This window comes from Acinetobacter schindleri CIP 107287 (genome assembly GCF_000368625.1).
GTDB classification, from domain to species: Bacteria; Pseudomonadota; Gammaproteobacteria; order Pseudomonadales; family Moraxellaceae; genus Acinetobacter; species Acinetobacter schindleri.
On sequence record NZ_KB849576.1, the window covers coordinates 813,406 to 826,934 of the forward strand.

The 13,529-nt window shown below is 42.5% G+C and carries 11 protein-coding genes; 8 read left to right on the plus strand and 3 right to left on the minus strand.

Annotated elements, in window-relative coordinates; translation table 11 throughout:
- From tssK to tssH, 3 genes are read right to left on the minus strand one after another with little or no spacing between them, the layout of a single operon-like run.
- Entirely contained in the window at positions 1–1,365 is a 1,365-nt protein-coding gene (gene tssK / locus F955_RS11415) for a type VI secretion system baseplate subunit TssK (RefSeq protein WP_004894617.1), read from the minus strand.
- A gap of 6 nt (positions 1,366–1,371) precedes the next feature.
- Positions 1,372–2,478 (minus strand): type VI secretion system protein TssA, encoded by a 1,107-nt coding sequence (tssA, locus tag F955_RS11420; protein WP_004894619.1) that lies wholly within the window; start codon positions 2,476–2,478, stop codon positions 1,372–1,374.
- A 46-nt stretch (positions 2,479–2,524) separates the two neighbouring features.
- Entirely contained in the window at positions 2,525–5,191 is a 2,667-nt protein-coding gene (gene tssH / locus F955_RS11425; RefSeq protein ID WP_004894622.1) for a type VI secretion system ATPase TssH, read from the minus strand.
- Between the two features lie 351 nt (positions 5,192–5,542).
- Between tssH and F955_RS11430 the strand changes: the two genes are divergently transcribed.
- The 8 genes from F955_RS11430 (at position 5,543) to F955_RS11465 (ending at position 13,521) form a co-directional block, all read left to right on the plus strand.
- Positions 5,543–6,208 carry a hypothetical protein gene (locus F955_RS11430; RefSeq protein WP_228127685.1) on the plus strand — a complete coding sequence of 222 codons (666 nt, stop codon included), beginning with the start codon at positions 5,543–5,545 and terminating at the stop codon, positions 6,206–6,208.
- A gap of 28 nt (positions 6,209–6,236) precedes the next feature.
- Entirely contained in the window at positions 6,237–6,740 is a 504-nt protein-coding gene (tssB, locus tag F955_RS11435) for a type VI secretion system contractile sheath small subunit (protein ID WP_004894629.1), read from the plus strand.
- The gene (tssC, locus tag F955_RS11440) at positions 6,733–8,214 is read left to right on the plus strand and encodes a type VI secretion system contractile sheath large subunit (RefSeq protein WP_004894632.1); all 1,482 of its coding nucleotides are present in this window, start codon (positions 6,733–6,735) and stop codon (positions 8,212–8,214) included. The genes tssB and tssC overlap by 8 nt, the downstream gene beginning before the upstream one ends.
- 48 nt (positions 8,215–8,262) lie before the next feature.
- On the plus strand, positions 8,263–8,766 hold the full coding sequence (locus F955_RS11445) for an Hcp family type VI secretion system effector (RefSeq protein WP_004894635.1): 504 nt from the start codon (positions 8,263–8,265) through the stop codon (positions 8,764–8,766).
- Positions 8,767–8,841: 75 nt separating this feature from the next.
- A complete protein-coding gene (tssE, locus tag F955_RS11450; RefSeq protein ID WP_004894639.1) occupies positions 8,842–9,318 on the plus strand; it encodes a type VI secretion system baseplate subunit TssE in 477 nt (158 codons plus the stop codon).
- A 5-nt stretch (positions 9,319–9,323) separates the two neighbouring features.
- The gene (gene tssF, locus F955_RS11455; RefSeq protein ID WP_004894641.1) at positions 9,324–11,138 is read left to right on the plus strand and encodes a type VI secretion system baseplate subunit TssF; all 1,815 of its coding nucleotides are present in this window, start codon (positions 9,324–9,326) and stop codon (positions 11,136–11,138) included.
- Positions 11,102–12,094, plus strand: coding sequence for a type VI secretion system baseplate subunit TssG (gene tssG, locus F955_RS11460; protein WP_004894643.1), 993 nt, complete (start codon positions 11,102–11,104; stop codon positions 12,092–12,094). Before tssF ends, tssG begins: the two co-directional genes overlap by 37 nt.
- Positions 12,091–13,521, plus strand: a complete 1,431-nt coding sequence (locus tag F955_RS11465) for a hypothetical protein (RefSeq protein ID WP_004894645.1) — start codon at positions 12,091–12,093, stop codon at positions 13,519–13,521. Before tssG ends, F955_RS11465 begins: the two co-directional genes overlap by 4 nt.
- Positions 13,522–13,529 lie beyond the last annotated feature (8 nt).

Below are 13,529 nucleotides of genomic sequence, written 5' to 3' on the forward strand. Positions count from 1 at the left end.
TTATCCATTTACTACAGCAATCAGCTCAATTGAAATGTCCTGGAACCCACTCGGGATATAGACACAAATGGTCTCGGACTCAATCATGTGCTGATACAGTTCATTATTCGGTTCTATCTCAAAATAGCTCACACCTGAACGTACCGGAATCGCGGTCGGCACCTGAATCAGATGCTGAACTGGCACTGCGGGTAAAGCGGCAATGACCCGCTGTTCAACATCAACCGTACTGCCTACTTTGAAGCGTATCGGTACATAGGCAATCAGGTCATGGCTTGGCATTACACTACTGGATACCGCGAGATACAAACGGGTATCCCGGGAAATTTTGTCTGTTTCAAGACTCCCCACCCAATAAGATGGGCGGGTTTCTTTCAGGGTAATACTGATATAGCGGTTTGAAATAATCGTATCCAGCAGCTCACGTAAAATGACATCCAGCTGGCCAAAACTGTCCTGTAAATGATGATGCTGATATTGCGGTAACTGGTCGACAGCATACGTGGTTGAAAAAGTCAGTAATGATCCAATCAGACGCAATAATTCGGAATAGAGACGTTCTGGATGAATGCGTGGATATTGCAGGATGTGATTTAGAGTGGCATGGGCAGTATTGAGTGCATTCACCAACCAGAAAGACACAATATCGCCAGAACGGAATTCAATCAGTTTTTGTTCATTTTCACGGTTGTTGTTCTGAATAGTTTTTATTTTGGCGCGAATAATATTCAAAGTCCGCTTCAGATTATTCAGTAGATTTTCTGAGGCTTCGATATGCAGAATCGGTGGAATAAATTTATGATCCAGCACAAAATGCCCTGAGCTTTGGCGTTTCATTGTTGCAATCGGCATATAAAAATAACCATCGAGGGCCTGTTCAGGTTCCTGGCTGATTTCAAAAATCTTGAATTCCGCACGACGGCGTAACAGGGTAATTTCAGCTGTAGCGGCATTGGTAAATAGATCATGAGTCGAGCTTAAATGGGAATGATAACGGCTGGACTGTGAACTATCTTCATGATTAAGATTTTGTTTACTTGCCTGAACCATCGGTAAAGCAAGATAAATAGCCATTTCTGTACGCAGATTCAGGCTTTCTAGTTGCACGGGCTCAGGTAATAGATCCTGTGAAGGTGCACGATAAATTTCCCCATCTTGCCAGACCATTTCAATCCGGCTGAGTGCCATGATATTCATGCTGAATTGGGCTTCATCAAATTCAATCACTTGAATTCCATAGGCAAAAGGAAAGGTTGCCTGAATCATCTGGTTCAGACGTTGTTCATGATAGGCATCTTGTAACTGAAAATGCTGAGGTCGTAAAAATAAACCTTCCCCCCAAAGAACTTTTTCTGCTTTAAACATTCAGTCTTACCACTCACTATTCGAATTATTCATATCGGGTACACCTAGTAACTCTTGCACCTGTTCCAGGGGATTCTCATTTTTAATCACGTGTGCCAGCCATTCGTGTAGCGGCATCTGGCTCCAGCGAATGGTTTTCTGCAGCATATAACTCACCGGGCTGTGCGGTTCATGTATCTGGAAATAATTAGCAATTTCATTTAAGACTTTCAGCGCCTGTTCCCGGTTGGCCAGATGATTTTGTGGCTGTAATCTGAATTGAGTCTGCGCAACAGCAGAGACTGTATCCGTATAACCTGGCTGAATTGCTGATTCTTTCGGCTGTAATAAGTTTTCATTATTTTGATGTACGATCTGTTCCACTTTATACAGGCGTTTAATCAGGGCAATAATGGAATCAACCTGTTCATCTATTCCAGAAAAACTCGGTGCATCCAGACCCAATAAATCATCTAGGTTTTTTTTGAGTTGCTGCCAGTGCTGATGAATATCCAAAACCTGCTGGTAGTTTTGGATTTGTACAGAACGGGAGGTTGCCTGTAGCAATTGCTCGAAGTTGTGAAGTTCATCATTGCCAGTTAGAGATTCATGACCTTCATCCTGCTGACTTTGACGCAGCCGGATATTTTGTTGATGTAAAAATGCCTCATAATTTCCCAAATGATAAAACGGTGCCTGACTGACCACGGGAACCTGTTTCATTAATGCCGGAATCTGGCTGATTAAGCCTTGCAGTAAACCCAGGCGCTGATCTAAATCATCTTCCTCAATTAAAGGATGTAAATCCGGCCAATATTGCTGAATACTTCGATGGCTCAGTTCCAGGCCACGGGAAATTCCTTCAAATCCGTGAGTTCTTGCCCAAGCTTCAGCTAACCAGGTGTAAAGTCGCAGGTCTTTGGTTTTATCACTTAACAGCTCAACCGATTTATTCAGTACAAACTGCCAGTCTGCCTGACGTGGCTCAGAGATCCAGTCACCTTGATCTAGCAAAGGATCATCTTGAGTTCTGGCCTTTTTAATGGCATGAAAGTCATTTGAAAATGAGCAATCCTCCCCACATGGCCGATGATCAGAGATGGGGGCAAGCAGTTGTTCAATATCTAGGGTCATTCTTCACCTGAAACTTATTCTTTTTCTTTAATTTTTAAATCTGGCTTTATACGGCATCCGTTTTCTTTTTTCGGGTGCGTTTGGTTTTCGCTTTGGGTTGCTGTTGATCTAAAAGATAAGTAATCTCATCATTTTCAACCTCAATCTGAATTTTCTCAGGCACTTTTTCTTCACTGAGTGCCATTAAAATTTCGGTGGCTAAAGCAGGCAATACACTGGTATTAAGAATATGGTCAACATTACGTGCACCGCTATCCACTTCTGTACAACGGCTTAAAATCAGTTCTAACAGATCGCCGCTATAAGTGACTTCGGTTTTATATTGCATTTGAACACGCTGAATAATTTTACCGAGTTTATGTTTAATAATTTTGAGTAGCAGATCATCATGTAACGGGAAGTACGGTACGATCTGCATACGTCCCAAGAACGCCGGTTTAAACTGCTGATATAAAATAGGTTTAAGCTGTTCGATCAGCTCCTTTGCACTTGGCCAGTGTTCAGGTTGATGGTTCAGACAGGCCTGCATGATGGCAGATGAACCAACATTGGAGGTCAGTAAAATTATGGTATTTTTAAAATCAATCAGCCGTCCTTCACCATCTTCTAGCATACCTTTGTCAAAGACCTGATAGAATAATTCCTGTACATCACGATGCGCTTTTTCAATTTCATCCAGCAACACCACGCTATATGGATTGCGGCGAACAGCTTCAGTCAGCACGCCACCTTGACCATAACCGACATAGCCTGGAGGCGCACCTTTTAATGAAGAAACAGTATGGGCTTCCTGATATTCTGACATACTGATAGTAATCAGATGTGATTCACCACCATACAATTCATTTGCCAGGGCGAGGGCAGTTTCAGTTTTTCCAACACCACTTGGACCAATCAGTAGGAACACACCTTGGGGTTTATTCGGATCTTCCAGTCTGGCTTTAGAAGTTTTAATGCCTTGTACCAGTTGCTGCAGGGCATAATCTTGCCCCATCACACGCTGTGCCAGACGGTTTTCAAGCTCTAATACCTGCCTGATTTCATCATTAACCATTTTACCCACTGGAATACCCGTCCAATCCGAAATGATTTCATGAATGATGCTGACATTGACGCGTTCAAAGACCAGTGGATTTTTTTGCTGTACTTCAACTAGTTCTGCACGTAACGCCGCAATTTTTTGACTGGATTTTTCATCCTGGTCTTGTGCCTGAAACTGCCGGATCTGCTGAACAAGGTGCAATTCATGTTGCCATTGATCTTCCAGACATTGGATGCTGTGCTGAAGCACTACAATTTTTACTGAAAGATCATTAAGTCGTTCATGATGAATGGGCAGGTTCTGGTTTTCTTGAGTGAGTAATTTATGCTCCAGTTCCAGATTATGCAATTGTGCCTGCAGTTGATCGAGTTGTGCCGGTTGAGTATTCTGAGTCAGTGCAACGCGTGCGGCGGCAGTGTCTAAGACACTAATTGCTTTATCGGGTAACTGACGTCCACTAATATAGCGATGCGACGCATGTACCGCAGCAATAATCGCTTCATCATCAATCTGCAAATTAAAATGCTGAACCATTACTGGAATCATGCCGCGCAGCATATCAATCGCGACTGCTTCTGTCGGCTCCTCAACTTTGACGACCTGAAAACGGCGGCTGAGCGCTGCATCTTTTTCAAAATACTGTTTGTATTCCGTCCACGTGGTTGCAGCAATAGTACGTAATTCACCTCGTGCAAGTGCTGGCTTGAGTAAATTCGCAGCATCATTCTGACCGGCCTGGCCACCCGCACCAATCAGGGTATGCGCTTCATCAATAAACAGGATGATTGGATAGGCAACACTTTGTACTTCCTGAATTACTTGTTTCAGTCGGTTCTCAAATTCACCTTTGACACTGGCGCCTGCCTGTAACAGCCCCATGTCCAGCACATGTAATTGCACATTTTTCAGGGCATCAGGGACCTGTTGCTGGGCAATTTTGAGAGCCAATCCTTCCACTACAGCCGTCTTGCCGACTCCCGGCTCACCTGTCAAAATCGGATTGTTCTGACGACGGCGCATCAAAATATCCAGCATCAGACGAATTTCAAATTCACGCCCAATGACTGGATCAATTTTTCCTTGAATAGCTTTCTGCGTCAGATTGATGGTGTATTGATCCAGCGCAGGAGTTTTCTTTGCAGTCGTTTTAGCATTTTGATGAGCTACTGGCTGAGACGTTACTAATTGAGCTGACACATTTTCAATACTGTCCTGGCACAAATCCAGGAACTGATGCTTCATTGTATCAATTGGAATCAGCTCAAAAATTGCGGATGAACGCATCGCAATTTGAGACAGTTCAGACGCAGTCAGTAAAGCCACAAGCAGATGACCACTACGAATGACGGGTTCTTTTTCAGCGGAGGCCAGCAGCCATGCCTGCTCAAGTAAGCGGATAATTGACGTGGCAAAAATAGGGGTGCGCGAATTGCCTTTGTTAAGCTGAAATAAACTTTTATTTAGATCATCTAGCAGAGCTTCTTTAGAAAGTTTATAGTTTTTAAGCAATAACTGGACATCATTTAGCTGGTTATGCGAGAGTAATTCGAGAAAAAAATGTTCAATTTCGATTTCGTAATTTTGCTGATGAATACAGGTGTTGGCAGATTTCTCAAGACATAAACGTGCATGATCAGATAATTTAGTAATTAAAATTTTCAGATTATTCATGTATTTCTCATTATTTATTCTTACAAGGCACAATCTTTTTAAGGTTTGAAAGATAGGATTGTGCTGTTGTTGTTATTTATTTGCATGACTGCAATTGAATCAGTTCTTCTGATCAATTTTACCCTAATATTTATATGTTTTTAAAAGAATAAAAGTCATATAATCTTTAACATTTTTTAGAGACTGTTAAAAAATATTTTACAAAAGTCAATTTTTGTTGTTGACTTAGTGTGATCATTTTTTGTTAAATTCGCAAGATGATTTTTAAATAATAAATACAGAAAAGTCATTTCAAGTAAAAAATTAAACAACCAGAAAAAGAAAAGTTTGAGGCTAATTTTGAAAAAAAATATGAGTTACATACTCGTGCTGATGCTGGCTGTCTGCACGATGAGTCTGATGCAGACGCATGCTGCAACCCTAAAAAAATCATGTCTTAAAGTTCATCCACTGGCCGAAGGAGATACTGATCCAGAAATCCTGCAACAGTATGAACAGCTTTGTGCCAAAGCCACTCGGAAAGATTTTAATTTACAGCATAAAATCAAAGCCGATATTGCTCAACTTTATCTGGATCGTGGTCTGCATCTGAAAGCACTTCAAGCAGTAGATCAGTTAAGTCGTGAAAATTACATTACACGTCAACTAACAGATATTAGCTTCCTTGCTGGTGTTGCGATTTCTAATCATGCCCTGAACTATATGCGCACTACAGAAATCCGTCCGCTGAATGAAGAAACCTACGCTATTACCAAAGTTTTTAATGACAATGTACGTTTATCCCAACCCGTCACGGTTATGCCTCTACGTGCAGAGAAGGATTCAGGCAACAAGAAAAAAACGGTGACCACGGCAAATAAAAAAAACAGCTCGGCTAAAACACGTATAAATGCTCCTGTACGGAGTCAAACAAAAGAAACGTCGAGCAGGAATATTGTCGCCAAAAAAACAGAGCCGGTCGTCCTCCCTAATGTCCAGTCTAGCTCCAATCCATTTGGTGCACTTCGAAATAACTAATAAAAAATAATTCATAGGAATCAGCAATATGGCTAAGCGTGAAAGTGTACAGAAGAAATTACAGCGGATTCGTCCACCGCGTGTGCAATTGACTTACGATGTGGAAGTTGGGGATGCCCGCGAAGTCAAGGAGTTGCCCTTTGTGGTCGGCGTGCTGGGAGATTTTTCAGCAGCATCTGAAATGGAAAAAACCAAGCTAAAAGACAAGAAATTTATCAATGTAGATTTAGACAATATTGATGAAGTGATGGAGTCACTGGCGCCACGGGCCAATTTTCAGGTTGAAAATACCCTGACCGAAGAGGGCAGCAAGATGTCTGTGGATCTGACCTTTAATTCCATGGATAACTTTAAGCCAGAACAGGTCGTGCAGCAGGTTGATCCATTGCGACGACTGGTTGAAGCACGTGAACGTTTAACAGATTTACGTAATAAAATTTCCAATAATGAACGTTTGGAAGATCTCTTGGATGAAGTCCTAAAAAGTACTGATCAGATCCGCAAGATGAGTGTGGAGGCGGAGCATGAGTAATTTAAATGCAGCAACTGCTGAACACCTGAATGTTGAAGAATACTCATTACTTGACTCTATCGTCGAACGTAGCCGTATCGCGCGTACGGATGAAGAGCATGACCGTGCCAAAAGTCTGATTGGTGAACTGGCACGTGAAGTCATGGCAGGAACAATTACTGTATCCGATAACATGACCCTTGCACTGGACAAGCGTATTGCTGAAATCGATGCCCTGATTTCAACCCAGCTGAGCAAGATCATGCATCATGAAGCATTCCAGAAGATTGAATCAACCTGGCGTGGCTTATATTATTTCTGTCAGGAAACTCCATCCAACTCTTTGATTAAAATCCGGATGTTGAATACTACCAAAAAGGAATTGATTAAGGATTTCCAAAGTGCCACTGATTTTGATCAAAGCACCTTATTCAAGAAAATCTATGAAGAAGAATATGGCTCTTTTGGTGGAGCACCTTATGCTACCTTGATTGGTGATTTCGAGTTTGATCGGACGCCATCAGACATGTATTTGCTGGAACAGATTTCACATGTGGCAGCAGCAGCGCATGCACCATTTATTTCTGCAGCCAGCTCAAGCATGTTCGGGCTGGAATCATTTACCGATATCGATCGTCCACGTGATGTGTCCAAGATTTTTGAAACTGCTGAATATGTACAGTGGCGTTCATTCCGTGAAAGTGATGATGCACGCTATGTTGCATTGACCATGCCACGTGTATTAGGACGTCTGCCATATCATCCGAAAGAAGGAACAGCGACCGAAGGTTTTAACTATGTAGAAGAAGTATCGGGTGAAGATCATCACGAATATCTGTGGATGAATGCAGCTTATGCTTTTGCTACCCGCTTAACCAATGCTTTTGATATGCATGGCTGGTGTGCTGCGATTCGTGGTGTCGAAGGCGGCGGCCTGGTTGAAGGACTTCCTGTACATACCTTTAAAACGCATGACGGTGACGTGGTATTCAAATGTCCAACCGAAATTGCGATTACGGACCGACGCGAGAAAGAGCTGAGTGATCTTGGTTTTATACCACTAGTGCATTGCAAAAATACCGATTATGCCGCGTTTTTTGGTGCTCAATCGACTCAGAAGCCGAAAAAATATGACAATGATGCCGCGAATGCCAATTCTGCTTTATCGATCCAGATTCAGTACATCATGGCAGTTTCACGTATCGCACATTATTTAAAAGCGATGATGCGTGACAAGGTGGGAAGTTTTGCTTCTGCAGGCAATGTTGAAGCCTTCCTGAATGACTGGTTATCTCAATATGTATTACTGGATGACGGCGCTTCTCAGGAATCAAAGGCGCAATATCCTTTGCGTGAAGCGTCAATCAAGGTTGTAGAAAATCCAGCTGAACCTGGTCACTACAAATCAGTGGTCTTCTTAAGACCACATTTTCAGCTTGATGAGTTATCAGTATCCCTGCGACTTGTCACTGAACTGCCGCAATCGAGCAATTAGGTCGGTTGCATTTTCTATTATTGATTATAAAACAGGATAAAAATAACAATGAAAGACATATACGTCCAATTTCGCGGCAAATATAAAGTCGATGGTGAATCACGCGATTCTGAACATAAAAGTTGGCTTGAAGTAAACTCTTGGTCCCATAATATTCGCCAGCCTAAATCTGCGACGTCTTCAAGTGTGGGTGGTCATACCGCCGAGCGTGTAGAACATTCTGACATGATTTTTGTCAAAGATCTGGATGCTACCAGCCCGAAACTTTGGGAAGCATGTTCTGCGGGTTATACCTTTGATGAAGTTCAGATTGACTTCTACCGTGCCAACGGCGACAAGCGTATCAAGTACTTACAGATCAAACTGAAACACGTTCTGATTTCTCAAGTCATGCCAAGCGTGAATGCAGAAGGCGTACCGACTGAAGCGTTTGGCCTGAAATATGCTGCGGTTGAGTGGACTTATAACCAGCAAGATATCAACGGTACACAGAAAGGTGCTGTAACCAAGAAATGGTCATTATCCAATAATACGGCATCTTACGCTGCTTAATGCTTCTGAATTTAGAGGCTTGCACCTGCAGGCCTCTATCTGAATGAATAAATATCAAATGGATGATGGAAACACATGAATCTGGATCAGCTTTATACTTATGGATTTCGTTCGACCTTGTTTGATCGACTGCTGCCACAAGATGAAACCCGTGCACAGGGCATGTCGATTCAGCAGTTACGTGAAGCCGTTGCGGCAGATCTGGAAGATCTGTTGAACAGCCGTATGGTCATGCTGAACCATGTGATTGATGATTATGTGCTGGTCAAAAAGTCCATTTTGCAATTTGGGATTATTGATTTTGTGGGCTTATCGACTGCAAATCCGATGGATCGTGACAAGATTTGTCGCTCGATTGAAGCTTCTATTTCAGCACATGAACCACGGCTTAAGCATGTCCGGGTGGAAATGTTGCTAGATGAAAACAATATGGGTAGCCTGTGCTTAAGTATTCAGGCCTATTTAAATATCCATCCTTTATACGAGCCTGTAGTTTTTGATGCTTTATTAAAACCGACCACACAACAATATGTTATTTTGCCAAGATCATAATAAGAATGAGCGCGATTGAAGAATTATTACCTTATTACGAAAAACAGCTGCAGGAATTTAGCCAGCAGTCCCGTGAATTTGCCAATAAATATCCAAAAATTGCCCAACGTCTGTCTTTAAATCAGGAACAGATTGACGACCCGCATATTGAGCGCCTGATTCAGGCATTTTCATTGATCTCGGCACGGATTGATAAAAAGCTATATGACAGCTATGAAATATTTACCCGTTCGATTTTTGCGGTGATGTTTCCCCAGTATCTAAAGCCGTTTCCAGCCTGTTCGATGGTCAGTTTTGGAGATGCGAATAAAATCAAACAACTGACTGATGTACGTTTGATCCCGAAACATACTTCACTTAAATCCAAAAGTGTGCGTGGTGTGCAGTGTGAATACCGGACGGTGCAGGAGGTGGCTTTACTGCCAATTGCATTGAAATCAGTCCATTTTAAAACCCATCCTTCGGCGCACATTCATCTGAACCGTAATGCGACGCTCGTGTTGGGCTTTGAAATTTTTAATCATCAGTTGAACTTACTACAAAAGCATAAGCTACCGATTTATCTGGATGCGATTTCCAGTTTCCCTTTACAGATGCTGGATCAGGTTTTTAAGACAGAAACCCAGTTTTCGTTAAAGGTAAATGGCCAGGAAATCAAGATTTCAAATCCCTTCGAGCTATCAGGCTTTAGCGAGGAGGAGAGTATATTGCCAGTTGATCAGCACACCCATCAAGCCTATCGACTATTACTGGAATATTTCTGCTTTCCGGACAAGTTCAGTTTCCTGAACCTGAATCTGGATTTTCTCCATCAGATCGAAGCAGATACCTCGAATTTTGAGTTGCATATTCACTTTAAAATGAACCTGAATGATCAGGCTGCGATTCGCAATTATTCAGAACTGAATCTCGCCAATTTCAAGCTGTTCGTGACGCCAGTGGTTAACCTGTTTGAGAAACAGGCCGAACCGCAGAAAATCAATCATCAGCGACTGGAATATCCACTCATTTCAGATGCGCATCATCCTGAATATTATCAGGTGTATGCGGTCTCCGAGATGAACCTGATTCGTGAAAACAGTGATAAAGAACAGGTTGCCCATCAGGTTTTACCGTTTTTTGCCATGAGTCATTACCGGCATGACGGCGCACAATTTTATTATCATCTGCAACCAGAAATTGCCAGTACGCAAAAGAATGACCTGAAATTTTCTGTGGTTTCTCGAAGTCTGGAACCGCAGAATACTTCCTCTGATTTTATCAGTACCCAGTTGCTATGCTGTAACCGCGATCTGCCTTATGAAAGCTATAATAAGGATCAGAATGCGCTCAGCTTAAATGACAATCAGCTGGCTCGACGCGGACTATTGTTAAAGCGCCCATCTTTACCTTATCGATTCAAGCAGAGCCAGAAAGAACAATGGCGCATCATTTCCCATCTTTCCTTGAATAATCTGTCCTTGATGAAAGGCGATGCAATCACACATCTGAAGGAATTGCTGGAGCTGTATAACCTGCCGGCTTCCAAGGAAAACCAGCAGATCATTGCCGCAATTCAATCGATTGATTTTTCACTTAGTCAGAAATTACTAGAACACAAACCATTTCCTTTGTTTGTTCGTGGGGTTCGTGCGCAGGTCAAAATCGAGAGTGAAGCATTCCGAGGCTCGAGTCTGTATATCTTTGCCCAATTGCTCAATCATATTTTTAATCTGAAAGTGCAAATGAACAGTTATGTGGAAATGATTGTGATTGATGCAGCAACAGAACAGGAGGTATACCAATGCGTGCAGAACGTTGGTGGCAAAAAGCTTCTGTAGTAGAACAGCTGTATCAGCAGTCCACCCGCTTTGAACTGGTGCAGGCAACACGTCTGCTGCGTCATTATCCGGAGCAGCAACACTCACAAGACTGGAGCAAGAGTTTTAGTTTTGCTAGCTCGCTGAATCTGAATTTCCCCAAATCCGAAATTGAGTCTCTGCAATGGACAGATCAGAAAATTCAGCTGACCAGTCCGATGATTGGTCTGACCGGGACACAGGGAGTATTGCCTTATACCTATACCTACCGTATCAAGCAAAGCCCGCGTCAGCAGCGCGAGGAAACCCTGCATTTTCTCGGTTTATTTAACCATAAACTGACCGCGCAATATATCGAAGCCTCGATTCACTATCATCTGCCAGTACGTTATGAAATTGAGCAGGAAAATCATTATCTGGAGATTCTGCATGCGCTCAATGGCTATGTGCGTAAACAACATCAGCAACAGCATCTGGATGATTATTTTGCTGAATTTTCCGGTCTGATGCAGGGGCAAAATAATAGTGCTTATGTGCTGAAAACCATGCTGGGTTGCATGTTCAAGCATCAGGTTCAGATCCGGGAGTATTTACCAGAACAGTTTAAACTGGATGCTTCGCAAAAAGCTTCACTGGGCGGATCAAATCCTGCATTACTGGGAATCAATACTTTCTGTGGCGAAGTGCTGACCCAGATTGATGAAAAAATTGAAATCGTGATTGGTCCTTTGAATCGTCAGGACTATCTGGATTTTCTGCCGCAGCAAAAATATAGTGAAAAACTCAAGCAGATGATTTCAACCTGGTGCAGCCCAACCTTGATGGTGGATCTGCGTCTGGTATTAAGCAAGGCTGAAATCTGCCCAATTCGGCTCGGTGATCAAAGTGCCGGGCTGGGACAAGGTGCTTTTCTGATGCCAAAAGCCGCTGCAGATAATCAGGAAACCTGTTATAGCCTGATGGGGAGAGCAGCTTGATCAAGACCATTGTTGCAACCATTCTGGCACTCATCCTGCTGACAAGCGCTTTGGTGATCTACTACTGGCGCGATGTGCAGTATGATCCGACGGCTATGGAGATGCTGCAGTTTTTTATTCTGCTGCCGGTTTTTTCCGGCTTGTTATTGCTTTCCCCATGGTTGATTTATACATCGCTGAAAGCTTATCAGACAGCTAAAGCAGAAAAGTTAGAAGCCGCTGAAAATCAAGAAAAACAGCTACAACAGCAAAGTGAACTGGAGAAAAATAAAGATAAACCGGTTGAAGAGCAGACTTTAAAAATTTATTCATCCGCAGCAATCCATAGCTTTGGTGAAAATCATGAAATTATTGACCCAATGCAGGCATTCAAAAGCCCGAAACTGGATGAAACTTTGGTCAATCACTATGGACTGCCGATCCTGTCTTATCGCATTCGACATCTGGACGAGTTGTTAGCCGAAGTAGAAGAGGATGAGACTCTGCACAGCATGCGGCTGCAACGAATCAATTTACTGATTCAGCAGCAGATGGAGCAACATGCTGAAAGTCTGCATCACATTGCGACACATCTGAGAAAGTCAGCGATGTTCTATGATGCAGAAACCGCTTATGAATACCGTATGCATCCGGGCTGGATCAATGAACAGTTTGATGAAGAGAATGAAATAGAACCCTCATTTGAGCAGGTGGCACGATTAAATAAGTTGAATCTGCATATTCTGCTGCCAGCAGCATTGATCCATATCTGGCCAGATCAAGCACAACAGGCGCTGATTGAACAGCTAGAACAGCAATATGAAATTGTGCAGCGCCAGATTCATGTCGAGTTCCATTATGTCGATCATCACAATACTTATGCACTCTGGATCAATCTGCTCAATGATATTCAGCAGCAACATGAACAGGTCAGTCTGGTGATTGCAGTACAGTCTGAAATTGATCAGGAGTGGCTGGAACAGCAGTTATGGCAGTCGGAACAATATCTGCCGGGAGAATATGCCGCGAGTATATGCCTGTCTGCTCCACAGTTAAACATTGAAGATTTAATGGAAATTAAATCAATTAAAACCTTAAAGCATGTCAAAAATATTAGTGAATATTTACAGCAACAATCTCCAAATTTTGCTGAACAGTTGCAGCAGGAAGCCGCATTTGTACTATTGCTGGATGATCCATTACAGATCAATACCTCTAAAAAAATTCAGCAGTATTTAGGTACAGCTGGGATAGAACTGCATCACGGCCTGTATTGCCATTCTTATCTGGGCAGTACGGTAGAGATGAAAGCCTTGTTTGGGATATTTTTGTGCATGCAAATGAATGATGATGTCATTACATTGGCCTATACGGTGCAGCATCCTCAGACATTTTTTGTCTGTCAACCTGTCAATATGGTTGAGGAACTAGAACAGAATGCGGCCTGAAAAATTTT